Source organism: Natronococcus occultus SP4, from assembly GCF_000328685.1.
GTDB lineage: Archaea > Halobacteriota > Halobacteria > Halobacteriales > Natrialbaceae > Natronococcus > Natronococcus occultus.
In genome coordinates this window covers 2,101,449-2,124,625 of sequence record NC_019974.1, presented here as the reverse complement: position 1 = coordinate 2,124,625, position 23,177 = coordinate 2,101,449, and the positions used below count along the sequence as shown (strand labels likewise).

Sequence of the window (23,177 nt, the reverse complement as noted above, 5' to 3'; positions counted from 1 at the left end):
CGATTCCCTCGAAAACGTCGGTAACAGGCGTGAGCGAGAACGTCCCCTCAAACCGTGGGTCGCGTTCGCGTTCCATCGAGAGCTTTGCTGGTTTCGGGTTGAAAACCAAAGAATTGCAGGCTAACGAGGGGATACAAGCGTCTAGTTGATAGGGCGGAGTACGTATGGATCGGGGTTACTCACGCCGTCGTGCGCTGACCGCGCTCGGAGCTAGCTCTGCGGTCGCGCTCTCGGGGTGTCTTGCCGGGTCGGACTCCGACTCCGGCTCGGAGACGACGATACGCATTTCCGGCGGTGTCGGTCCGCTGCCGATGGTACAGGTCTGGGCCGATATTTACACCGACGACCGCGACGTCAGCATCGACGTTTCGGGTGGCGGAACCGGCGTCGGCGTCTCCGACGTTATGAACGATCAGGTCGACGTCGCGATGATGGGGCGCGATCCCGACGAGGCCGAACTCGAGCGGGGACTGGTCGCCACCGCGATGCTCATCGACACCGTGGTCGGGACGATCAACGTCAACAACCCCGTGTACGACGAAATCCGTGAGCACGGACTCACCCAGGACGAACTCGCAGCGATCTTCAGCAAGGAGATCACGAACTGGGGGGAGGTCGTCGAGAGCGACGTCGACGAGCCGATCTTCGTCTACGGGCGTTCTGACTCCTCGGCGGCCTACCAGGAGTGGGGCGAGTTCCTCGGCGGCTACACCGAGAACGAACTCGAGGACATGGCCGACGGCAACTTCGACGGCGACCAGCAGGTCGCCCAGGCGATCAACAACGACTCCCACGGCATCTCGCTGAACAACATCAACTACGTCTACGACTTCAACACGGGCGATCTCGAGATGAACATCCGCCCCGTTCCACTGGACCGCTCGGAGAGCGGCACCCTCTCGGACGGGGAGGACTTCTACGACACTCGCGACGAGTTCCTCACCGCCGTCGAGGAAGAACGGTACCCCTCTCCGCCGGCCCGGGATATGTACCTGGCCGCAAACGGGGAGTTCGACGCCGAGGCCGCCGACTTCGTCGAGTGGGTCCTCACCGAGGGCCAGCAGTACGTCCGCGAGAACGGCTACGCACCGATCGACGACGAGAAGCTCGAAGAACAACGCGAGATCCTCGCGGAGGCCTCGTAGATGGGGGCGACCGAAACCAGCCCGGATGACTCGAGTCGGCTCGACCGACGGCTCCTGCTCGAGCGACTGAGCTCCTACTGGATCGGCGGCGCGGGACTGTTCGCGATCGCGCTGTTCGGGCTGATCGTCCTGACGCTCGTCCAGCAGTCGATCCCGATCGTCTCCGAGTACTCGCTGTTCCAGATGATGACCTCGGCGAACTGGGACCCCGCCCAGAACGAGTTCGGGTTCCTGCCGGCAATCGTCGGTACGATCTACGTCACCGTCCTCTCGATGGCGATGGGGACGCCGCTGGCGATCCTCGCGGCGATCTACATCGCCGAGTACGCCGAGGGACGGACGAAGGTGCTGGTCTCGTCGTTCATCGACGTCCTCGCGGCGATCCCGAGCGTGATCTTCGGGCTCGTCGGCCTGATCGTCGTCGTTCCCTTCGTCGGCGACTACCTCGCGCCGGCGCTTGGCGCCCACAGCATCGGGCTCGGCATCGTGACGGTGAGTCTGGTGATGGCGATCATCGTCACTCCCTTCATGATCTCGCTGTCCGTCGAGTCCCTCGAGGCGCTGCCCGACGAACTCCGCGAGTCCTCGCTGGGCGTCGGCGCGACGAAGTGGGAGACGATACGCACGGTTCTACTGCGGGCCGCGGGGCCGGGAATCTTCTCTGCGATCCTGCTCGGCTTCGGTCGGGTCTTCGGTGCGACGATCGTTCCAGCAATGTTGATCGGCGGCCAGACGGCGATCCCCGAAGGACCGTTCGACGCGGGGGAGACGCTGCCGACGCTGATCGTCAACGACTTCGGCGAACTGATGTCGATCCCGCTGACCCAGTCGGCGCTGATTCTCGTTGGGCTGACGTTGCTCGTCGTTGTTTGGATTTTCAACTTCGGGGCGATGCTCATCCGTCGCCGCCTGCAACGGAGGTGGCAGTACTGATGGACCGCTACACCGAACAGCGGCTCTTCGGCCTGCTGGCCCGCGCCAGCGCCGCGCTCATCCTTGCGGTGCTGGCGATGGTCGTCGGCGTCACCCTCTACCGGGGCGGACAGGTCTTCATCACCGACCCGGCCGTCATGGTGACGCCGCCGGGCTCGCGGTACATGCTCGACGGGGGCGGCGGGTTCCTCCACGCCGTGCTTGGCAGTATCTTCATCGTCGTCCCCGCCACCGTGGTCGCCTCGATCCTGGCGATCTCGACGGCGATCTTCCTCCAGAGCGACTACTCGAGCGAACGCACGTCGGACGTGATCAACATGTTCCTGAACGTGCTCTGGGGGACGCCCCCGATCGTCTACGGGGTGTTCGTGCTGACGATCATCATCGCCGTCGGCGCCCAGACGAGCCTGATCTTCGGGACGATCGCGATCGCGATCTTCCAGTACCCGATCATGACCCGGTACGCCGACGAGGCGCTTCGCTCGGCTCCCGACACGGTCAAGGAAGCTTCCTACGGCCTCGGCGCGACGCGGTTCGAGACCGCCCGGATGACCGTCCGGGCGGCGCTACCGGGCGTCATCGCCGGGATCATCATGGGCTTCGCCCGCGGGATCGGCGACGCCGCCACTGTTCTCTTTACGGCCGGCCGCAGCACGCAGATGCCCGGCGGACCGTTCGATCCCGCGACGACACTGCCGATCCTCATCTTCGAGCAGGCAGCGTCGTTCAACGCCGAAGTCCGCTCGCACGCCTACGCGGCGTCGTTCGTCCTGATCGTCGCCGTCCTCGCGCTGATACTGACCTCGAAACTCCTCGCGGGACGGTTCGCCCGCTTCGCACCAGGAGGGAGACACTCATGACAGACGACATCGCACTCCGCACCGACGACCTCGAAGTAACGTACACCGGAAACAGGGAAGTGACCGCCCTCGACGGCGTCAGCGCAGAGTTCGCAGAGAACAAGCTGACGGCGATCATCGGTCCGTCGGGCTGCGGGAAGTCGACGATGCTGAAGGCGCTGAACCGCCTCCACGAGATCCAGCCCAACGCCGAGATCACCGGCGAGGTGTATCTGGGTGATGAGGGGATCTACGACACCGACGAGCCGCTGCCGGAGATCCGTCGTCGAGTCGGCTACGTCCCGCAGACACCGACGGCGCTGCCGCTGTCGATCTACAACAACGTTGCCTACGGGGCGAAGATCCACGGCGACTACTCGTCGGCGGAGCTGGACGAGCTCGTCGAGAGCTACCTGCGGAAGGTCAACCTCTGGGACGAGGTGAAGGATCGACTCGACGATCCGGGTGCCGAGCTTTCGACCGGGCAGATCCAGCGGCTCTGTCTCGCCCGCTCGCTGGCCGTCGAGCCCGAGGTCCTGCTCTGTGACGAGGTCACCTCCGCGCTGGACCCGATCTCGGCCGAGCAGGTCGAGGAGACCCTCGAGGACCTCAAAGAGGAGTACACGATCGTCATGGTCACCCACAGCATGGACCAGGCGAAACGGCTCGCCGACGACGTTATCTTCCTCTATCTGGGCGAGCTCGTCGAGGCCAACGACACGCGGTCGTTCTTCGAGAACCCCCAGCACGAGCGCACCCAGGAGTTCGTGAAGGGACACACCGCGGTCGACTACGACGACGAGCCCGACGAGGAGTCGGTGACCGACGAACAGGTCGCAGCCAACCGCTAACCCCCGTTTTCCGACGCAGACGGATTCCACCGCGCGACGATCGAGACGCGGTGATCCGATGGACGAAGGCCGTCGACCGGCCAGCGGCGGGCTCTCGATCCCGAGTCAGCTACGCCGCTTCGTCGTCCGCCGCCAGCTCCTCGTCGTCGACCTCGGTGTCCGGCGTCGCCCCCTCCAGTACCAGCGTGACCTCCGCGTCCTCGTCTTCCTCGACGGTGACCGTCTCTTCCACCTCGTCGAACTCGCCGTCGGTGCTCTCGGCGACGACCGCGTACTCACCCTCGTAGAGCAGCGTGTCGGCGACGATACGGCCGTCCTCGACGTCGTCGTAGTTGCCCGTGAACTCCTCCTCCTCCTTTCGGAGGGTTACCTCGACATCGGTCGAGACGGGCTCTCCGTCCTCGGTCTCGAGCAGGATCGTCAGCGTCCCGGGATCCTCGAGATCGAACGTCTCGTCGTCTCCGTCGTCTCTGTCGCCGTCGTCACCGTCGATACAGCCTGCAGTTCCGATCGTCGCCAGAGCGACGGTGGCCGCCCCGAACCGTCGTCGGGTAAGCGGAGTTCGTTCCATACAAACCCGGAACTCTCACGAACCTATAAGGGTTCATTTTCCCTATGTTTTGGTGGACGGTAACGGGAGTCACGGATCGAGTCGGAACGAGACCACGCCGCTTTTCGAGGCCGATCGACGAGAGGACGTATGCGCGTCACCGAGGGCGGGATCGAACTCGAGATCCCCGGCGAACAGACCGAGGGGATCGAGGAGTCGGTGTTCTACAACCCCCGCCAGGAGCTGAACCGGGATCTGACGATCGCAACGTTGCGGGCCTACCGCGAGCGCGAGTCGCGGGCGGAGTCGTACCTCGACGCGATGACCGCAAGCGGCGTGCGCGGCGTCCGGGCGGCAGCGGACGGCTGGGACGTTACCTGCTGTGACGTCGACGAGGACGCCGTCTCGCTCGCCCGCAGCAACCTCGAGCGAAACGACCGGGAGGGCAGGGTCGTCCGCCGCGACGTCAACGCCCTCATGCACGACGAGGTCTTCGACGTGATCGATCTCGACCCCTACGGGACGCCGATGCCCTTTACCGACGCCGCGTTCGCGAACTGTCGGGATCTGGTCTGTGTGACCGCGACGGACACGGCGCCGCTGTGTGGCGCCCACTTCAACAGCGGCGTTCGTTCCTACTCTGCGGTGCCGCGAAACACCGACTACCACGCCGAGATGGGCGTCCGGATCCTGCTGTCGGCGCTGGCCCGAAGCGGAGCCCGGTTCGACGTCGGCGTGGAACCGATCCTGACCCACGCGACGAGCCACTACGTCCGGACCTACCTCGAGCTCGAGCACAAGCCGACCGCGGCCGACGCTGCCCTCGAGGAGCTGGGGTATCTCTCTCATTGCGAGGACTGTCTCTACCGGGAGGCGAGCCCGGGTCTGATCGCCGACCCGCTCGAGACGTGTCCCCACTGCGGCGGGGATCGCGTCCTCGTGGCCGGCCCGGTCTGGCTCGGCCCAGTTCGGGACCGCGAGTTCGTCGCCGACGTCCGCGAGCGGGTTCCCGACGGGTTCGGCACCGCCGAGACGGCCCGGGAGCTCTGTACCACACTCGAGGCGGAACTCGACGCGCCGACCCACTACGACCAGCACAAGCTCTGTCGCGAGTGGGGGCTACCCGCCAACGCGATGGACGAGTTCCTGGCGGACCTCCGCGGAGCCGGCCACGAGGCCTCGCGGGCCCACTACGGCGGGACGACGTTCAAGACGACGGCCTCGGTCGGTGAGATCCGCGAGGCGACCGCGGATTCGCTGACGTAGCCGACGAGTCGAACGCGTCGCGGCCGTCGCCGCGCCCACCTGCAGGCCGGTGCCACACGATCCCATATTTGTCCGGGGCGCGAACATCGAACCGTGCTCGACTACAGCCACGCTCGCGAGCTCGCGACACAGCTCGTTCGACTGGCACGGCGTGAGCAGCTGACGCTTCTCGCGGCCGGGGTCGCGTTTTACGCCTTTCTCTCGCTGGCACCGCTGGCGTTGCTCTCGCTGGCGCTTGCGGCCTCGATCGGCGGGGAGCCACTCGCCGCGGAGGTGACGGCGACGACCGAGGACGTCCTCACGCCCTCGGCACAGACGCTGCTCATGGAGATGATCGTCGACGAGGCGGGCCAGCAGGGGGCGACCGTCGCCGGCGCCCTGGGCTTGCTCTGGGGGTCGAGTCGGGTCTTCCGCGGGCTCGATCGCGCGTTCTCGTCGGTGTACGGCACCGTCGCCTCGAAGTCGCTGATCGATACCTTCTGGGACGCGACGATCGCCGCCGTCGCGATCGTGATCGGACTCTCGATCGTCACCGGAATCGAGGTGGCGGTCCGATTCGTCCCGTTTACCGGCCAGTTCGTGATCGGCCCGCTGTTCGTCCTGCTGGGGTTGGTCGCCGCGTTCCTGCCGCTGTACCTGATCTTTCCCGACGCGAACGTCGACCTTCGGGAGGCGCTTCCCGGAACCGTCCTCGCCGCGGTGGGCTGGTTCGTGCTCAGTCGCGCGTTCTCTCTGTACGCCGCCGTCGCCGGACAGTACGCTATCTACGGCGCGCTCGGGGCGGTCTTTCTCGTTTTGGTCTGGCTGTACGCCGGCGCGATCATCCTCGTCTTCGGCGCGTCGGTGAACGCGGTCCTGGCCGACCGGGAAACGGACCGGCAGCTACAAAGTCCCCGCGCTCGACAGCTTTCGACAGAAGCGATGACTGATGACGCCACGGGTGCCGACGAGGGGACCGCGCGAGATCGCCCGACGCCGGGCGATGCGGATCGCACGAGGACGGACTCGAGTCCGAGTGCCCGGACTCGGGACCGAGCAGACGACGCCGACGCGCTTCGCGAAGAGATCGAGCGGCTTCGCGACCGCGTCGACGAGTTCGAGTCGTCGGTCGAGCGCCGAACGGTCGAGAAGGAGTCGCTCCAGTCGGAGCTCAAGCGATACGTTCGCCGCCGCGTGCGACGCGGCCACGCCCACGGCTGGGGCCCGTATCTCGTCTTGCTGTACGGGACCGCGATGTCGATCGCGGCGTTTTACTTCCTCGAAGGCGGGTGGGCGATCCTGGCGATGCTGGTCGTCTGGACCTCGACGCTCGGACTGTACGTTCTGATGGTGTTGCTCGGCGCCGGACTCACCGTCCTCGGCGTTCCCGGTCGCCTCCGGAACCGGATCGGCGAGTGGCGGTCCTAGAGCGGACAGCCCGTTGACTTATTGGTGCTCCGGCCGTACCGACGACCGATGTGGTTCGAGTCGGCACGGGTCGAGGTCGTCAGAGACGCCGTTCCGGAGTGGCTGGCGGTGTTCGTCGGACTGCTCTCACACCTCGGCAGCGTCTGGTTCGTCGCGCCGACGGTCGTCCTCGCGTTCTGGTATCTCGACCGCCACCGGTTCGCCTCCTGGCTGGGGATCGTAATGGGGTGTTACGCCCTCATGATCGGGCTCAAGGGGTTCTTCGAGACGCCGCGTCCCGGCGTCGATCCGGCGATCGCGGTCGAGTCACTACCCCTGCTCGTCGCGGTCGTCTACGCTCCGGCCGTCGAGATCAGTACCTCGAGCTTTCCGAGCGGGCACGCGATGGCCGCGGTGGTGATCTGGACGATGCTCGCGCTCGAACTCGACGTCGGCACGCGTTCGGGGCGGATCGCGACCGGCGCGGCGATGGTTGGGCTCGTCTCGCTCTCCCGGATCGCCGTCGGCGTCCACTTCCCGATCGACGTCGTCGTCGGCGCCCTAGTCGGCCTCGGCTACGTGGCCGGAATGGTGGCCCTTCGCGACCGAGTCCGCAGCCGGATGCGATCCACCCGCGGCGCCACGACGGCCGTCCTCGGGGTCAGCGTCGTTCTGTCGGCACTGGCACTGGCGACCGACGGCAGACCCGAGACCGCGGCGCTGTTGGGCGGCTCGGTCGGCGGTCTGCTCGTCTGGCAGTATGCGACGCCACCCCGTGATCCCTGGGACCGCACGCTTCGTGGCGCGGTGCCGGCCGTCCTCGGACTGGGACTGCTCGGGGTCGTGGCGCTGGCCCTGCTCGTCGTCGACGCGCTCCCCGTGTGGCTTCTCGTCGGGTTCGTCGGCGGGGGCGTCGTCGTTGGACTCCCCGCGCTTACCGCGGCGAACTCGCCGACGAGGACGTTGCGACGGAGCGCGAGTTAGCAACGAGTCTCGAATATGTTCGCTTGTTAGCTTTCCCGTCGCTGTCTCGAGTATTCTCGTCACTAACTTCTACTCTCCCGATCAAACCTCCGCTCTCGAACACGCAATTGGATGTTCGTAAACTTCTAAAGGGCAGCGTGTGTGGAACGACGTGATGACGTACGAAAATCTCGACGCAAAGCTAGTAAACGCCCTGCTGGGCAACGGGCGGGCCAGCCTGCGGAGCCTCGCCGAGGAGCTCGACGTCTCGGTGACGACGGTCTCGAACCACCTCTCCGATCTCGAGGCCGAGGGCGTGATCGAGGGGTACACCCCGCGGGTGAACTACGACGCGATCGGCTACGACGTGACCGCCGTGATTCAGCTCCAGGTCGAGGGACACGCCCTCCCCGACATTACGGAGACGCTTCGAGATCACAGCCAGATGACGAGCGTCTACGAGGTCACCGGCGACTACGACGTGATCGCGATCGGGAAGTTCAAAGATACCGATGGGATGAACGACCAGATCAAACAGCTGCTGACCGATCCCGACATCAAGGCCTCGAACACGAGCGTCGTCCTGAACTCCGTCTCGGAGAACGAGCAGTTCGAACTCGACGTCGACGACGCCTGAGACGGCCCGCCGTCCTCGTTGCCCGTCTCGCCGGAGCTGTCAGTCGTCGTTTCCGAGCAACGCCTCGCTCGCCCGCTCGCGGTCGCCCGCCTGTGCCGCCCACAGTCGGGCGTACGTTCCGTCTTCCGCGAGCAGCTCCTCGTGGCACCCTCGCTCGACGACCCGGCCGTCCTCGAGGACGAGGATCCGATCGGCGTCCTTGATCGTCGACAGCCGGTGGGCGATCGCGAGCGTCGTTCGATCCTCGGTCACCCGGTCGATCGAGCGCTGGATCCGCAGTTCGGTCTTGGTGTCGACCGCGCTGGTCGCCTCGTCCAGGATCATGATCTCGGGGTCGGCCAGGACCGCCCGGGCGAGCGCGATCCGCTGGCGCTGCCCGCCGGAGAGCTTGATACCCCGCTCGCCGACACGGGTGTCGTACCCCTCGGGAAGCTCGGTGATGAACTCGTGGGCCTGGGCCGCCCGCGCGGCGTCCCGAACTGCCTCGTCGGACGCCTCGAAGCGACCGTATCGGATATTCTCGGCGATCGTCCCGTCGAAGAGGAACGTGTCCTGGCTGACGTAGCCAACGGCCGAGCGCAGGTCGGCGAGGGCGACGTCCCGGACGTCGTGGCCGTCGATCCGGACCGCCCCCGACTGGACGTCATAGAGGCGCAACAACAGCTTCAGCAGCGTCGACTTCCCGGCACCGGTCGGACCGACGAACGCCACCGTCTCGCCCGGGTCGGCCTCGAAGGAGACGTCCTCGAGGACGGGTTCCTCGAACGTCGTTTGGGTGTCCCCGTCGGCGTGTGCGGTCTCGTCGTAGCTAAAGGAGACGTCCTCGTAGGTGACCCGGCCCGCGACGGGCTCGATATCGACGGGGTCGTCGGGGTCGTCGACGGAAACCGGGATGTCCATCAGCCCGAAGACGCGCTCGCTCGAGGCTTTGGCGTTCTCGTACTGGTCGACGATGTTCGACACCTCGGCCAGCGGGTCGACGATCCGCTGGGTCAACATTAGGAAGACGACGAAGTCCCCGACCGAGAGGGTTCCAGTCAGCGGTCCTGGCGCAGTCCCCGTAGTGAGCCAGAGCCCGCCGACGAGAAAGGTCGCAGCGAACGCGACTCCGGCGAGCAGCTCCATTCCGGGCCGATAGACGTAACTCAGCTTCAACACGTCCATCGTGCGATCGAAGAAGTGCCGCGAGGACGCCCGGACGCGGTCGACCTCGTGGGTCTCGCTCGAGGTGGCCTTCGTCAGCCCCATCCCGGAGATGGCGTTCTCGAGGCGGGTGTTCAGTCGGCCGACGGCCGAGCGCTGGCGGACGTAGCGCGGTTCGGCAGCCCGCATGAACCAGATCGTAAAGGCGACCATCGCCGGCACCGCAAACAGCGTGACGACCGCCAGCTGCCAGTTCAAGTAGACGAGGACGGCGGCGATCCCGCCGACCATCACCAGCAGCCGCGCCGAGTTCATCAGGGCGTCGTCGAGGAACCGCTCTAGGTTCTGCGTGTCGTTGTTCAGGACGGCCATAACCTCCCCGGTCTGTTTCTCGTCGAAGAAGGCCGTGTCGAGCCGTTGTAGCTTCTCGAAGCTTTCGACCCGGATGGCGTGCATCACGTCGTGGGCGAACAGGTTGGCGGTGACGCCGTAGATCCAGGTGAAGACGGCGACGACGAGAAACGAGACGGCGATGGCGACGACCGTGAACTGGAACTGCTCGGTCTCGCCCGCGGGGAGCCAGGCGTCGGGGACGATCGGCAGTTCGAACGGCCCCGCGTCGAGGAAGATCGCGTCGATGGCGACCCCGAGGACCAGCGGCGGGACGAGCGTTGCCATCCGCGCGACGAAGTTGGCGACCATCCCCGCTCCGAACCAGCCGAGCCGGCCCGGCGCGTACTCACGGAAGAGTCGCGCGAGCGGACGGTCGACGTCCTCGCGGTAGGCGTCGAACGGCGTCTCATCGTCGTGGGTACTCACTGACGGTGCGGTACCGTTTCGAATCGTAAACGTTCACCGGTTCGAAGCGACCTGAGACGGGTACTACGGCACTCTACCGCTCGCTATCGGATGTAGAGAATGGCAGCGCCGAGCGCGAGCAACAACAGCCCCCACCAGAGCGAGTCACCCGGCATGACCTTGAGGATGAGCGTGACGATACCCGAGGAGAACAGCGACCAGCCGAGAGTCGTTTGATACGCCATACTCGAGCGACGCCGTCGAGCACAATAATTTGCGGGCCTGCCGACTCACCGACGACGTCCTCGAGGGAGCCACCGCGGAACCAGCTCCCGGTACCGCTCGTACTCGGTGCCGTGTTTCGCCGCCAGGTGGGGCTCCTCGTACTCGAGGACCCGATTGTGAAAGCCCAGCCAGCAGCCCGCGACCCACCAGGCGACGAGCACCGACCGATACAGCAAGGCCTGGCCGAGAAGACACAGCAGGACCGCGACGTACATCGGGTTTCGAACGTAGCCGTACACCCCGTCGGTCACCAGCTCGGGCGGTTCGTCGGTCGGCGACGGCGTTCCCTCGTGTTCGGCGAACCGACACGTGGTGTGGAGATACAGCAGGACGCCCCCGAGGAGCGACCCGACGCCCGCGACCCGAGCGACGCTCGACGGGACCGGCAGCGTGAGCTGATCGCGCCGGGCCAGAACCCACGGGACGAGTCCGGCGACGGTTCCCGGAACGAGCGCCGAGAAGACGGCGGTCTTCAGCAAGACGAGTGGGCGTGCCATACGATCGCTTCTACGCGTCGATTCAAAGCGTTTGGCAGGGGCTCCGGAACGATACGGACGGTCAAAAAACGCGAGATGTCGATCGGTCGACGGACGGTGCGGGCGTTCGGGTTGGACGTGGGCGGAAATCGGCGGTTCGAGCACAGTGAGCGTCGAACCGCACGTTGCCCACGGCGCGATGCGCCGTTCGCTACGCCGCGGTTTTGGCTTCGTTCGAACCGCGCTTACATCATGCCGCCCATGCCGCCACCCATACCGCCGCCCATGCCGCCTGCGCCGGGGGCGCCCTCTTCGTCGCCACCCTTGTCGGTCGAGAGGTCGCCGGCGGAGATGATGTCGTCGATCTTGAGGACGAGGTTCGCGGCCTCGGCAGCGGAGGTCACGGCCTGTTCCTTGGCGTGGGCCGGTTCGACGACGCCGGCGTCGAAGGTGTCCTCGACGTCGCCCGTGAGGACGTTCAGACCGGCGGTCTCGTCGTCCTCGTCGTGGGCCGCACGGAGGTCGACGAGCGTGTCGATCGAGTCCAGTCCGGCGTTCTCGGCGAGGACGCGGGGGACGAGCTCCAGCGAGTCGGCGAAGGCCTCGACGGCCAGCTGCTCGCGACCCGAGACGGAGTCGGCGTAGTCACGGAGCCGCGAGGCGAGTTCGACCTCGATGGCGCCGCCGCCGGCCAGCACGCGGCCGTCGGAGACGGTCTGGGCGACGACGTCGAGCGCGTCGTTGACGCCGCGCTCGAGCTCGTCGACGACGTGGTCGGTCGAGCCACGCAGCAACAGCGTGACGCCGTGGGCGTCCTCGCCCTCGACGTAGAACAGCTCGTCTTCCTCGTCACGGGTGACGTCGCCGTGGCCGAGGTCGTCGCTCGTCGCGTTCGCCAGGTCGGAGACGATGTTCGCGCCGACGACTTCCTTCAGGAACTCTAGGTCGGACTTCTTGGCGCGACGGATCGCGAGGATGCCCTCCTTGGCGAGGTAGTGCTGGGCGAGGTCGTCGATGCCCTTCTGGCAGAAGACGACGTCGGCGCCCAGGTCGGCGATCTGGTCGACCTTCTCCTTGAGCTGTTTCTCCTCGCGGTCGAGGAACTGCTGGAGCTGGTCGGGATCGGTGACCGAAACCTCGGTGTCGATGTCGGTCTCCTCGACCTCGATCGGCGTGTTCAACAGCAGGATGTCGGCGTCTTCGGCCTCGGTGGGCATGTTGTCGTGGACGGGGTCTTTGTCCACGATGCCGCCCTCCAGCAGGTCGGACTCGCCGGCGCTGCGGCCGGTCTGGGTCTCGATGTTGAGGAACTCGAGGTCGACGACGTTCTCGCCGTCCTCGTTCTCAACGGTAACCTGGCTGATCGCCTCGATGATCAGATCGGCGAGGTGTTCCTTGTTGACCTCGGTTCCCTTGCCGGTCATCGACGTCTCGGCGACCGAGCGCAGGAGCTCCTCGTCGTTGGTGTCGACCTCAGTAGCGATGTCGTCGATCTCCTCGCGAGCCTGCTCGCTGGCGAGGTGGAACCCTTTGATGATCGCCGTCGGGTGGATGTCCTGCTCGAGGAGGTCCTCGGCGTTCTTCAGCAGCTCGCCGGCGATCGCGACGGCTGTCGTGGTGCCGTCCCCGGCCTCGTCCTCCTGGGTCTCGGCGACCTCGATGATCATCTCGGCCGTCGGGTTGTCGATATCCATCTCCTCGAGGATGGTGACGCCGTCGTTCGTGATGGTTACCGATCCCATCGAGTCGACGAGCATCTTGTCCATCCCCTTCGGACCGAGCGTGGAGCGAACGGCCTCCGCGACCGCCCGTGCGGCGCGGATGTTGTAATCCTGCGCGTCCTGGTCCTTGACGCGCTGGGAGTCCTCGCTCATCACGATCATCGGCTGTCCCTGCTGCATTCGCTGGCTCATAGTCAGCTCATTCATTGATTGTCCTTCTATATAAAACTATTGCTATCGGTCCGGTACTGCTCGCAGCCGTATTCCCGAACCGTTCCGAAAACCGCAGTACTGAAAGCTGATAGCCGCCCATTATGCGAACATCTGTCATGGCAGTCGATACGAGTACGGATCGCGACATCGGTCATATTTAAGTGTTGGTAGGAACGGCCCGATCGTTCGCGGCGCCGATCCGAGCGCTCGCTACGCCCCGAGCGGTTCGACCAGCGACGGCTCGTCGGTTCCGGGGTCGTTGACCGCCGTCGAAACCGGATACGCCCGCAGCTCGTCGGCAGGGTAGGGCTCCAGACACCCCCGGGGATCGTCGGCCGTCAGCCACTCTCGCTCCCGACCCGGTTCGAGGACGACGGCCATCCGGTGGTGGAGCTCCGCGACCAGCTCGTTGGGTTCGGTCGTGACGATCGTAAACGTCTCGAGCGGGCCGTCGTCGGACCCGTCCTCCAGCCCACCGCCGAACGCGTCCAGTCCCGTCTGGGTCGTCTCGGGCTCCCAGCGCTCCCACAGTCCCGCCATCGCGAACGGACGGTCGTCCTCGAAGGCGACCCGGTAGGGCTGGTTCCCACCGTCAGATCTCCGATCCGAGGAGGAGCGCGACTCGCCGATTCGCTCACCCCCGTCGGTCTCGACCCACTCGTAGAAGCCGTCGGCCGGGACGAGACAGCGCCGCGACTCGTAGGCCGCCCGGAAGCTCGGCTTCTCGTCGATCGTCTCTGCACGCGCGTTGATGAGCCCGCCGCTGTCGTCGTCGGCCCAGGACGGGACCAGTCCCCACTCGAGGCGTCGGATCTCGTCGGCGTCCTCGTCCGTGATCACCGGGAGCTTCTGGCCCGGTGCTGCGTTGTACCGCGGCTCGAGCGGGGCCGCCGAGTCGGCGACGCGAGCGTCGAACCGGTCCTCGAGTTCCTCCTGGTCGACGAACAGCGTGTAGCGACCGCACATGTAGTCGAGTAGGCGCTCCACGAGCAAATATGCTCCACTCGTCGCCGACCGTTTCGTCGACGAAACGGTCACCCAAGGGCCGATTTCTCCTCCGTCGATCCGTGGTACGCCACACGTACTCATAGTGGCCCCCGTGATCGGGTCGGGTATGGAATCGAACCAGCAGTCGGAGTACGAGGCACGGTTCAGCGAGGACGGGTTCTTCGAAGTTCGGGAGCGCTCGGATCCGGACCGCTGGATCGCCTGCGACACGCCGGTCGAGATCGAGCAGTAGCGCGGCTACGCGTTACTACGCGCCGCTACCGGTGTGAAACGCAAAAACGTCAGGACTGGGATTCGAACCACGTCCGAGAGCCTGCTCGCGTTGCTTGCAGAACCTCGGCCTGATTCGAATCCGGTATCGGGTAGCTGCCGCTCGTGAGTTTGCTCGCGGTAGAGTACGCCAGGACTGGGATTTGAACCCAGAATCCCAAAGGGAACACGCTTTCCAGGCGTGCGCCTTACCGTTCGGCCATCCTGGCTCGGGTTATCCTAGCCACGTCGGTCGTTTAACTGTTACGAAGAGCCGGGAGAAAACCCCGCTCTTTGGGGATGTGAAGCGATCCCATCACTCTGCGCGACGGGTCGCCCAGGCGGCGATCCGGTGTTCCAGCAGGTAGCTCCCGAGGCCTGCGCCGAGCCCGACGAGGACGGCGACGAGCGCTCCCTGGGTGATCGTCACCAGCGGCTCGACCAGCAGGGCATAGCCCTGGACGAGGACCAGAAAGGCGAGGGCGCCGACGACTCCCCACAGCAGCGCGGATTTGGCCCGCCGTGAGAGGCCGAGTGAGGACGGGGTTTCGGACATCGCTTTGACTGGAGACTCCGCTCGCTCGTCCTTAACGGCACCGTTCCGTACGACCGCTCTACGCGAGAACGTCGACCTCGTATCCTTCCTCGCGCAGCGCGGCGAGGAACCGTTCGACGTGATCGGTCCCTCGCATCTCGAGTTCGATCTCGACTTCGGTGTCGCTCATCTCGACGTCCCGCGAGGTCCGGTCGTGGTGGATCGCGTAGATGTTCGCCTGGTGGGCGGTGAGGATCGCCAGCAGCTCTTCGAGCGAGCCCGGGCGATCCTTGAGTACCGTCCGGATCTTCAGATACCGGCCGGTCTCGACCAGCCCGCGGACGATGACGTTGCTGAGCGTGTTGAGGTCGATGTTGCCGCCGCTGAGCACCGGAACGATCGTCTCGCCGTCCTCGTACTCGAAGCGGTCGAACAGCAACGCCGCGAGCGGCACCGCGCCGGCGCCCTCGACGACGGTCTTCGAGCGCTCGAGCAGGTTCACCGTCGCGACCGCGATCTCGGGATCGGTGACGGTGACGATTTCGTCGACGTACTCCCGGACGATCGGAAAGGTTCGCTCGCCGAGGCTGCGAGTCGCGATCCCGTCGGCGATGGTCTCGACGCCCTCGAGAGTGACCCGCTCGCCCTTCTCGAGGGAGGGTGCAGCGCTCGAGGCACCCTCGGCCTGGACGCCGATCACGCGCGCGTCGGGGTTGCGTTCTTTGACCGCCGTCGCGATCCCGCTGATGAGTCCGCCGCCGCCGATAGGAACGACGACGGTGTCGAGCTCGGGACAGTCCTCGAGGATCTCGAGACCGATCGTTCCCTGGCCGGCCATCACGTCCTCGTCGTCGAAAGCGTGGAGGTAGGTCCGATCCTCCTCGCGTTCGATCTCGTGGGCACGCTCGGCGGCCTCGTTGTAGTCGGTACCCTCGAGGACGACCTCCGCGCCGTAGTTGCGGGTCGCTTTCACTTTCGAGATCGGGGCGTGCTCGGGCATGACGATCGTCGCCTCGACGCCAGCTCGGCTCGCGGCGAGGGCGACCCCCTGGGCGTGGTTGCCCGCGCTTGCGGTGACGACGCCGGCCTCCCGCTCGGCCGCCGACAGCGTCGCGATCCGGTTCGTCGCGCCGCGGATCTTGAACGCCCCCGTTCGCTGGCTGTTCTCCAGTTTCAGGTGTACCTCGGCCCCGGTCATCGACGAGTAGGTATGAGAGTACTGCAACGGTGTCCACCTGGAGGTGTCGCGAACCCGCTCTTTCGCCTCGAGAATATCCGATAACTGAAGCATACGTTCGACTATCGGGCGAGTACTGTAAGGATTTACTATCGGGAATCGGTGTGGTGTGTCGTTGCCCCCTCAACCCGATAGTCTGTGTTGCCGACGACGGCAACACGACAGGGAATACAGGATCGCACGGCGCGTGACCTGCGACTGTAGTCGGGGGTGGAACGACCATAAAACCCATGCACCCGTAGCGAAAGTGAAACCGCAAGACGGCGACGGGATTATGGGGCCGTCAGACGCGGGACAGACGCCCGTCATTCGGGTGTCGAAACGACGACACCTCGATCGGAGACGTAGGATCGAACCCGCTCTTCGAGCGAGGACGTCCCGGGCCACTCGACCGGTTCGGCGACGCCGAGCCGATCGGGGTCGCCGACGTAGAGCCAGCAGTCGTCGCCGTCCTCGCGAGGCACCGCGATCCGCTCGTACAGCCCCCGGTCGACGCCCTCGTATCGGTCGAGCGCTTCGAGCCCGCGGTCGTCGACCGAGAGGAGTCGCCCCTCGGTCCGGTCGCCGGGCGCCAGCGTCGGATACTCCCCTTCGACGCGGGTCAGTCCCTCCAGGACGACCGTCGAACCGAGCTCGAAGGTCGCGTTCGGGACGCTCCGGAGGACGTCCTCGACCCGGTCGGGGTCGGTCAGCGTTCCGTAGACGAACACCGTTTCGGTCGGACGCGTCGACACCATACGCTCGCTCTCTCGCGCGTCTCCAAAAGTAGCGCCGGTTTCCGGGTCGGTTCCGCTCGCTGGCCCGTTCTACCGCTCTTCGAGGGGGACGAACTCCTCGTCCTCGGGGCCAGTGTACCGGGCGCGTGGGCGGATGAGACGGTTGTCCTCCTGGTACTCGATGACGTGGGCGATCCAGCCGCTAACGCGGCTCATCGCGAAGATGGGTGTGTACAGATCGATCGGGATCCCCAGCTGGTAGTAGACCGAGCCGGAGTAGAAGTCGACGTTCGGCGCGATCCCCTTCTCGGCGAGGCCCTGTTCCTCCACGAGGTACTGCTCGATGGTCGTGGTGTAGTCGTACCACTTGCTCTCGCCCTGCTCGGCGAGTTCCTCGCTGCGTTCCTCGAGGATCTTCGCGCGGGGGTCCTTGACGTTGTAGACGCGGTGGCCGTAGCCGGGGATGCGACGTCCCTCTTCGATGGCCTGTTCGATCCACTCGCGGTGGTCGAGGTCGCTCTCGTCGATCTCCATCAGCACCTCCATGACGTCCTGGTTCGCGCCGCCGTGAAGCGGTCCGGAGAGGGCGCCGATGCCGCCGGTGACCGCGCTGTAGATGTCGGCCATCGTCGAGCCGATAACCATCGAGGTGAACGTCGAGGCGTTCAACCCGTGATCGGCGTGTAGCGTCAGCGCCTGATCGAACGTCTCGGCGGCCAGCTCGTCGGGCTCCTCGCCGGTGAGCATGTAGAGGAAGTTCGCGGCGAGGCCGAGATCGGGGTCCGGATCGACGGGTTCCTCGCCCAGGCGGTAGCGCTCGAACGCCGCGAGGACGGTCGGCAGCTTGGCGGTGATCCGTCGCCCCTTCCGGAGCGTCGCCTCGAGGTCCTCGGGTTCGGTGTCGGTTTCCGGCTCGTACGCCGAGAGCATCGACACCGCCGTCCGTAGCGCCGCCATCGGCTGCTCGCCCGCGTCTGCGAGCCGTTCGACCGTCTCGAGGACGTCGTCGTCGACCGCCCGCTCTTCGTTGAGCGACGCGGTAAACGAGTCGAGCTCCTCGGCGGTCGGGAGCTCGCCGTGCCAGAGGAGATAGACGACCTCCTCGTAGCTCGCGCCGCGAGCGAGGTCTTCGATCGGATAGCCGCGGTAGATCAATCGCCCGGCATCGCCGTCGACGGAGCTGAGCGAAGACTCTGCGACCAGAACACCCTCCAGCCCTTTCTCGAGATCGTCAACCATACTCGGGCTTTCGTATAGTAATGGAAAAGTATTATCGTTTGCAGGCCGCGGGAACGGGGTTCTCGGCCGTGTCAGTGATTACACTCGTCGAACAAGGAAATCGACGTCTGTCGACAGACGGTGGCTCGGGAGGTCGGCGGTATCAGGAGTCCTGGCCAAGCTTCGTTCGGTTAATCCGTACACCCGCCGGGGTGACGATGATCTGATCGTCACCCTTCCGGACGATGTCGCCGTCGACCTCCTGGGCGACCTGCCGGAGCTCGTCGACGATGTGTTCGACCGTGCTGTCGTTGGTTCGCAGTCGGGTGATGTCCGCGAACACGATGTCGCCGTCGTAGACGGCGTCTTTGATCGCGACTGCGTCGGCCTGGCCGCTGATCTCCGCGATGCGAACCTGCGTTCTGGCCTCGGCCGACTCGGTCGAGACGTCGTCGAGATCCAGTTCGACGTAGTCGTCGGTCGTGGTTGATGGCTGTCCGCCACCGCCGACGAGCTTATCCATAAATCCCATTGACGGTATCCTGCGCACCCGTTAGTATAGTTCTTACGTCAGACGACGCCACCGTTCGAGACGACGGCCGTGGGACGCGTTTTCCGTCGGGGTCGAACCCCGGGAACGGAGTCGACCGTTCCGAACGGTGACCGGCCCGAGTGCGACGTCCCCTCCGTGATAGTCTTATAAAATAGCAATATAGATAATTACGAAAAACTAATATATAATACTCTTAATTGTAGGTACAAGTGTGCGGCACGTCAGACTGGAACACGGGTTTCGGTCGCGGCTCGAGGACGGCGATGTCCCGGCGAAGGGCCGACGTCACACCGATTCATGAGTGAGACGATGGACGTCCTCGCTGTCCCGTCTACGAGCGCTGACGCCGCGCATTCACTACCATGTCAGAACACAACGTCAGTCGCCGTCGTCTGCTTCGTGGCACCGCAGCGGGTGCGACGGCCACGGGTGTCGTACACACGGCAGCCGCACAGGGACCGCCGGAGCGAAAGATCATTGGCCTGACTGCCGACGCCCCGCCGGGTCTCGCCCGGCAGAGTGCCGAGGAGATCCACCACGAGCTGGACTTCGATCGGATCGGGAAGGCGATCGTCGGCAACTTTCCCGAGGAAGCGATCGACGGCCTCGAGAACAACCCGAACGTCCGGTACGTCGAGGACGACCAGAGGGCCACGGCGCTCCAGACGACGCCGTGGGGCGTCGATCGCGTCGGCGGCGATCTGGTCCACGACGCGGGCGAAACCGGTTCCGGCGGGTCGATCGCGATCGTCGACACCGGTGTCCAGGTCGACCACGAGAGTCTAGACGTCGCGGGTGGCGAAGCGTTCGGAACGACCTGCACTACCTGTCAGGAACCGTACGGAGACGACAACGGCCACGGCACTCACTGCGCCGGAACGGCGGTCGCTCCGGACAACGAAACCGGCGTCGTCGGCGTCTCGCTCCAGTCGGAGCTGTACGCCGTGAAGGTACTCGACAGCCAGGGAGGCGGCGACTTCGGCGACGTTGCCGCCGGCGTCGAGTGGGCCGCGGACCAGGGCATCGACGTCGTCTCGCTGTCGCTCGGCGGTTCCATACCGGTACAGGCGCTCGAGGACGCCTGCCAGTACGCGGTCGACCAGGGGTCGCTGGTCGTCGCCGCGGCCGGTAACGACGGCTGCTGTGACAGCGTCGGCTACCCTGCGGCGTACGACTCCGTCGTCGCCGTCTCGTCGACGAACCAGAGCGACGATATCTCGAGTTTCTCCTCGCGCGGCCTCGAGGTCGACATCGCCGCACCCGGCAGCGACATCTACTCGACGTACACCGGCGGCGACTACGACACTCTCTCGGGGACGTCGATGGCGTGTCCCCACGTCGCCGGCGCCGCAGCGCACCTGATGGGCGACGGGATGGAAAACACCGAGGCGCGCGACCAACTGTTCGACACGGCCGAGGACGTCGGGCTCAGCGGCAACGAGCAGGGTCACGGACTGCTCGACGCCGAGGCGGCGATTCTGGACGACGTCGACCCGCCCGAACCCGAGCTTTCGGTCTCGACGGACTCGGCGACTGGAGTCGGCGAGACGGCCGTAACGTTGAACGGGTCGCTCTCGGACCTCGGCGACGCGAGTAGCGCCGACGTTCGCTTCGAGTGGGGCGAAGCCGGTGGCGTCCTCCCGAACGAGACGGACGCACGGACGCTCACCTCGACGGGATCGTTCAGTCACGACGTCTCTGGGCTCTCCGAGGGAACGGACTACGAGTTCCGCGCTGTCGCCGAGAGCGCGACCGAGGAGGACGCCGGGTTCGTCCAGACGTTTACGACCGATACTACCGGCGGCTGTTTCATCACGACGGCGACGACCGGCGAGGGACACACCCTCAACTCGCTGCGTCGCTTCCGGGACGAGTCGCTGGCGACAACCCCGGTTGGTCGCGGCCTGGTCGAGTTCTACTACCGAATCAGTCCCCCGATCGCCGACACGCTCGCCGACCACCCCGACGGCCGTACCGCGCGAGCGACGCGGTGGCTCGTCGAACGCTGTGGGACCCTCTCGGACACCCAGGACGAGACCGACTCGCGCGCCGCGAGCGCCGCGCTCGGGACCGTGCTCACGACGCTGTACCTGGTTGTCGTTGCGGTCGGCGCGGGCGGCCACGCCGGCGCCCGCACCCGGTCGAAACTCGAGCGCGAGTCGTCGTGACCACCGACCGCTGATCCGCGACCGCCGCTCGAGCCGCAGCTCGGCCCCGCGTCGCGATCGTCCGCGATACCGACTTTTTTGCCGGCTCGGCGCCTGCTCCCCGATATGACGTTCAGCATCTGCGTCCACGAAACCTACGAGACGCCCGACGGAGAGGTCCACGAACGGTTCGGGGTCGCCGTTACGACTCGCCTGCCGGGGGTCGGCACGCTCTGTCCGTTCGTCAGCGAGAACGGTGCCGTCGCGACCCAGAGTCTGGTCAACGTCGACCTCGGTCGGGACGGGATCCGCTACGTCAATGACGGGCTGGCCGTCGACGACGCCCTCGAAGCCTTGCTCAACGCCGACGACGGCGCGTCCCAGCGCCAGCTCCACGGCGTCGACGCCGACTCGACGGTTACCTTCTCCGGCGAGGACTGCGAGGGCTGGTTCGGCGACCTGGAGGGCGACCACTACACGGTCGCCGGCAACATGCTGGTCGGCGAGTCGGTTCTCGAGGCGGCGGCCGACGCCTACGCCGAGAGCGCGGTCCACGAGACGACAGACGAGACCGCAGGCGCAGGGGTCGGCGCCGACCCGCTCGCGAAGCGGCTGATCGACGTCCTCGAGGCAGGCCACGGCGAGGGTGGGGACAAACGCGAGGAGCTCCCGGTCCAGAGCGCGGCCGTCGTCGTCGAGACGACCGAGGACTACGAGTTCACCCCGCCGTACAACGATCTGCGGATCGACGCCTCGGAGTCGCCGATCGTGGACTTGCGGGAGACGTACGAGCTAGCTCTCGAGGGCTACGAGGACACCCTGGGCCGGTACGCGGACGCCTTCGAGGAAGACTCCCTCGAGGAAGCTACGGACTGACTTCCGCCCACGACTGAAGTCGTGGGCTTTCTCCTCGAACCCCTGTAATCCGTGGAGCGACTCGAGGACTCCCTCGAGGTCGACCTCGGGGCGTTTCTCGCTCGACCGCTGTTCTGTTTTGTGGCCCGGCGGTCCGACGAGGGGCCCGTGTCTCGCCGCTGTGGTTCCTGTGGGCGGGCCAACGGGTGTGGTTCATCGCCCAGCTCGAGAGGCGCTCGTATCCGGATCGGGCGCGACGGAGCCCCGAGACCGCACTCGCGATCGTCGACTTCGACCCCGCCACCGGTCGGGTCGAACACGTCGGCATGCGGGGAACGGCGTTGCTCGAGCCGTACGACGAGGGGCTGGCTGGACGGCTGCTGACAAAATATCTGGGTGCGCGGCGCGAGGACTGGCCCGCGGCGTTCGTCGACCTCGATCCCGACGCGTACCGGATCCTCGAGTTCACGCCCGAGACGGTCGTCACGCGGGATCAGTCGTACCCGGAACCGCCGACTCCGGAGGATGACGACGGTTAGCCGGCGAACTCGTAGAGCTCGTCACCGACGTGGTGCAGCGAGTCGACGACCTTCCCCTCGTCGCCGACCATCTCCGACCCCTCGACGCGGGCCCGCCCGACCGCCAGCACCTTCCCGTGGGACTCCTCGGCGATCAACACGAGGTCGTCGGGCGAGATGTCGTCGGTCGCCTCGGTGATCCCGGGTCGCATCACGTCGGCACCGTCGCTGACGAACGAGATCGCGCCGCTGTCGACGGTGACCACGTGCTTCTCGGGATCGTACGCGTTCGCACCCCGGACCGTCAGAAACGGTTCCTCGTCGAAAAAGGCGACCTGCGGTTCGCCGTCGATCAGGACGACCTCCCAGTCGGTTGCCTCGAACTCGACGCGCTCGTAGGTGTCGCCCTCGGGCGAGACGCCGAGTTGCTCGGACAGCATCTCCTCGATTTCGGAGATGGCGTCGCTGCGGAGGTGGTGTCGCGATTTGACCTGCATACCCGCAGGAAGGGTTGGTCGGAGTATAAAACGACCGTTCCCGTGGCTGGCCGATCGCGGATCCCGGTCGAACGCGAGCCGTGGTAACCGCTAAGTGGATCCGTGCGGTCGTCGGACCTATGTGGTTCTCCCGGAACCGCGACCGCTCGGTCGTCTGTCCCGCCTGTGGCTCCGAGATCTCGCGGTCGCGGGCCCGCGAGTACGACAAGTACGGCGATCGCTGGAATCGGGCGGACAAGCGCTTCGAGTACCTCTGCAAACCCTGCTACGGCGAGCTCTGTCACTATCCGCGGGACGGGCTCGAGGACGTCCTCGTCGAACTCGAGGCCGAGCCTTACCCCTGGGAGTCAGTCGTCGCCCGATATCTGCGGACCGTCGCGGAGCGCGACGAGCCGATCGAGGAGGAGTCCTGACCGTTCCCGTCCCGACACGACTTTC

The 23,177-nt window shown here is 65.9% G+C and carries 25 protein-coding genes and 1 tRNA gene; 13 read left to right on the top strand and 13 right to left on the bottom strand.

Annotated elements, in window-relative coordinates:
- Nucleotides 1-164: 164 nt before the first annotated feature.
- Genes NATOC_RS10575 through NATOC_RS10560 form a run of 4 tightly spaced genes read left to right on the top strand, consistent with a single transcriptional unit; the run spans nt 165 to nt 3,768 of the window.
- Nucleotides 165-1,145 carry a PstS family phosphate ABC transporter substrate-binding protein gene (locus tag NATOC_RS10575; RefSeq protein WP_083866579.1) on the top strand — a complete coding sequence of 327 codons (981 nt, stop codon included), beginning with the start codon at nt 165-167 and terminating at the stop codon, nt 1,143-1,145.
- Nucleotides 1,146-2,078: a phosphate ABC transporter permease subunit PstC gene (gene pstC / locus NATOC_RS10570; RefSeq protein WP_015321430.1), complete on the top strand. Its 933-nt coding sequence runs from the start codon at nt 1,146-1,148 to the stop codon at nt 2,076-2,078.
- A complete protein-coding gene (locus tag NATOC_RS10565) occupies nt 2,078-2,938 on the top strand; it encodes a PstA family ABC transporter permease (RefSeq protein ID WP_015321429.1) in 861 nt (286 codons plus the stop codon). The genes pstC and NATOC_RS10565 overlap by 1 nt, the downstream gene beginning before the upstream one ends.
- Nucleotides 2,935-3,768, top strand: a complete 834-nt coding sequence (locus NATOC_RS10560) for a phosphate ABC transporter ATP-binding protein (RefSeq protein ID WP_015321428.1) — start codon at nt 2,935-2,937, stop codon at nt 3,766-3,768. Before NATOC_RS10565 ends, NATOC_RS10560 begins: the two co-directional genes overlap by 4 nt.
- 109 nt (nt 3,769-3,877) lie before the next feature.
- Here the strand turns inward: NATOC_RS10560 and NATOC_RS10555 are convergent, their stop codons facing one another.
- Nucleotides 3,878-4,339: a hypothetical protein gene (locus NATOC_RS10555; RefSeq protein ID WP_015321427.1), complete on the bottom strand. Its 462-nt coding sequence runs from the start codon at nt 4,337-4,339 to the stop codon at nt 3,878-3,880.
- A gap of 129 nt (nt 4,340-4,468) precedes the next feature.
- On the opposite strand from NATOC_RS10555, the gene NATOC_RS10550 reads away from it, so the two are divergent.
- The 4 genes from NATOC_RS10550 (at nt 4,469) to lrp (ending at nt 8,570) form a co-directional block, all read left to right on the top strand.
- The gene (locus NATOC_RS10550) at nt 4,469-5,584 is read left to right on the top strand and encodes a tRNA (guanine(26)-N(2))-dimethyltransferase (RefSeq protein WP_015321426.1); all 1,116 of its coding nucleotides are present in this window, start codon (nt 4,469-4,471) and stop codon (nt 5,582-5,584) included.
- A gap of 93 nt (nt 5,585-5,677) precedes the next feature.
- Nucleotides 5,678-6,991 carry a YihY/virulence factor BrkB family protein gene (locus NATOC_RS10545; protein ID WP_015321425.1) on the top strand — a complete coding sequence of 438 codons (1,314 nt, stop codon included), beginning with the start codon at nt 5,678-5,680 and terminating at the stop codon, nt 6,989-6,991.
- Between the two features lie 48 nt (nt 6,992-7,039).
- Nucleotides 7,040-7,954, top strand: coding sequence for a phosphatase PAP2 family protein (locus tag NATOC_RS10540; RefSeq protein ID WP_015321424.1), 915 nt, complete (start codon nt 7,040-7,042; stop codon nt 7,952-7,954).
- Nucleotides 7,955-8,108: 154 nt separating this feature from the next.
- On the top strand, nt 8,109-8,570 hold the full coding sequence (gene lrp / locus NATOC_RS10535) for an HTH-type transcriptional regulator Lrp (RefSeq protein ID WP_015321423.1): 462 nt from the start codon (nt 8,109-8,111) through the stop codon (nt 8,568-8,570).
- 39 nt (nt 8,571-8,609) lie between these two features.
- On the opposite strand, the gene NATOC_RS10530 is transcribed toward lrp, so the two are convergent.
- The 5 genes from NATOC_RS10530 to NATOC_RS10515 form a co-directional block, all read right to left on the bottom strand.
- On the bottom strand, nt 8,610-10,532 hold the full coding sequence (locus NATOC_RS10530; protein WP_015321422.1) for an ABC transporter ATP-binding protein: 1,923 nt from the start codon (nt 10,530-10,532) through the stop codon (nt 8,610-8,612).
- A gap of 83 nt (nt 10,533-10,615) precedes the next feature.
- Nucleotides 10,616-10,756, bottom strand: a complete 141-nt coding sequence (locus NATOC_RS22350) for a hypothetical protein (protein WP_015321421.1) — start codon at nt 10,754-10,756, stop codon at nt 10,616-10,618.
- Between the two features lie 45 nt (nt 10,757-10,801).
- A complete protein-coding gene (locus tag NATOC_RS10525; protein WP_015321420.1) occupies nt 10,802-11,293 on the bottom strand; it encodes a methyltransferase family protein in 492 nt (163 codons plus the stop codon).
- Nucleotides 11,294-11,517: 224 nt separating this feature from the next.
- Entirely contained in the window at nt 11,518-13,173 is a 1,656-nt protein-coding gene (thsB, locus tag NATOC_RS10520; RefSeq protein WP_049888736.1) for a thermosome subunit beta, read from the bottom strand.
- Between the two features lie 243 nt (nt 13,174-13,416).
- The gene (locus NATOC_RS10515; RefSeq protein ID WP_015321418.1) at nt 13,417-14,172 is read right to left on the bottom strand and encodes an SOS response-associated peptidase; all 756 of its coding nucleotides are present in this window, start codon (nt 14,170-14,172) and stop codon (nt 13,417-13,419) included.
- Between the two features lie 148 nt (nt 14,173-14,320).
- On the opposite strand from NATOC_RS10515, the gene NATOC_RS23060 reads away from it, so the two are divergent.
- Nucleotides 14,321-14,446, top strand: coding sequence for a hypothetical protein (locus NATOC_RS23060; RefSeq protein ID WP_015321417.1), 126 nt, complete (start codon nt 14,321-14,323; stop codon nt 14,444-14,446).
- Between the two features lie 166 nt (nt 14,447-14,612).
- On the opposite strand, the gene NATOC_RS10510 is transcribed toward NATOC_RS23060, so the two are convergent.
- The 6 genes from NATOC_RS10510 to NATOC_RS10485 all read right to left on the bottom strand — a co-directional run bounded on the left by NATOC_RS10510 (nt 14,613) and on the right by NATOC_RS10485 (nt 18,701).
- Nucleotides 14,613-14,693: transfer RNA gene (locus tag NATOC_RS10510), tRNA-Ser, on the bottom strand.
- An 86-nt stretch (nt 14,694-14,779) separates the two neighbouring features.
- Nucleotides 14,780-15,019 (bottom strand): hypothetical protein, encoded by a 240-nt coding sequence (locus tag NATOC_RS10505; protein ID WP_015321416.1) that lies wholly within the window; start codon nt 15,017-15,019, stop codon nt 14,780-14,782.
- Between the two features lie 58 nt (nt 15,020-15,077).
- Nucleotides 15,078-16,289, bottom strand: coding sequence for a threonine ammonia-lyase (ilvA, locus tag NATOC_RS10500; RefSeq protein ID WP_015321415.1), 1,212 nt, complete (start codon nt 16,287-16,289; stop codon nt 15,078-15,080).
- A gap of 251 nt (nt 16,290-16,540) precedes the next feature.
- On the bottom strand, nt 16,541-16,972 hold the full coding sequence (locus NATOC_RS10495) for a gamma-glutamylcyclotransferase family protein (protein ID WP_015321414.1): 432 nt from the start codon (nt 16,970-16,972) through the stop codon (nt 16,541-16,543).
- Nucleotides 16,973-17,041: 69 nt separating this feature from the next.
- A complete protein-coding gene (citZ, locus tag NATOC_RS10490; RefSeq protein ID WP_015321413.1) occupies nt 17,042-18,190 on the bottom strand; it encodes a citrate synthase in 1,149 nt (382 codons plus the stop codon).
- A 142-nt stretch (nt 18,191-18,332) separates the two neighbouring features.
- Nucleotides 18,333-18,701, bottom strand: a complete 369-nt coding sequence (locus tag NATOC_RS10485; RefSeq protein WP_015321412.1) for a cell division protein SepF — start codon at nt 18,699-18,701, stop codon at nt 18,333-18,335.
- Nucleotides 18,702-19,084: 383 nt separating this feature from the next.
- On the opposite strand from NATOC_RS10485, the gene NATOC_RS10480 reads away from it, so the two are divergent.
- From NATOC_RS10480 to NATOC_RS10470, 3 genes are all read left to right on the top strand, one after another.
- A complete protein-coding gene (locus tag NATOC_RS10480) occupies nt 19,085-20,890 on the top strand; it encodes a S8 family peptidase (protein WP_015321411.1) in 1,806 nt (601 codons plus the stop codon).
- Nucleotides 20,891-20,995: 105 nt separating this feature from the next.
- A complete protein-coding gene (locus tag NATOC_RS10475; protein ID WP_015321410.1) occupies nt 20,996-21,745 on the top strand; it encodes a DUF1028 domain-containing protein in 750 nt (249 codons plus the stop codon).
- A gap of 185 nt (nt 21,746-21,930) precedes the next feature.
- Entirely contained in the window at nt 21,931-22,263 is a 333-nt protein-coding gene (locus NATOC_RS10470) for a hypothetical protein (RefSeq protein ID WP_245549634.1), read from the top strand.
- On the opposite strand, the gene NATOC_RS10465 is transcribed toward NATOC_RS10470, so the two are convergent.
- Nucleotides 22,260-22,739 (bottom strand): RNA-binding protein, encoded by a 480-nt coding sequence (locus NATOC_RS10465; RefSeq protein ID WP_015321409.1) that lies wholly within the window; start codon nt 22,737-22,739, stop codon nt 22,260-22,262. The two genes, NATOC_RS10470 and NATOC_RS10465, sit on opposite strands and share 4 nt — an antisense overlap.
- A gap of 119 nt (nt 22,740-22,858) precedes the next feature.
- Here NATOC_RS10465 and NATOC_RS10460 point away from each other — a divergent pair, with 119 nt between their 5' ends.
- Nucleotides 22,859-23,152, top strand: coding sequence for a DUF7562 family protein (locus tag NATOC_RS10460; RefSeq protein WP_015321408.1), 294 nt, complete (start codon nt 22,859-22,861; stop codon nt 23,150-23,152).
- Nucleotides 23,153-23,177 lie beyond the last annotated feature (25 nt).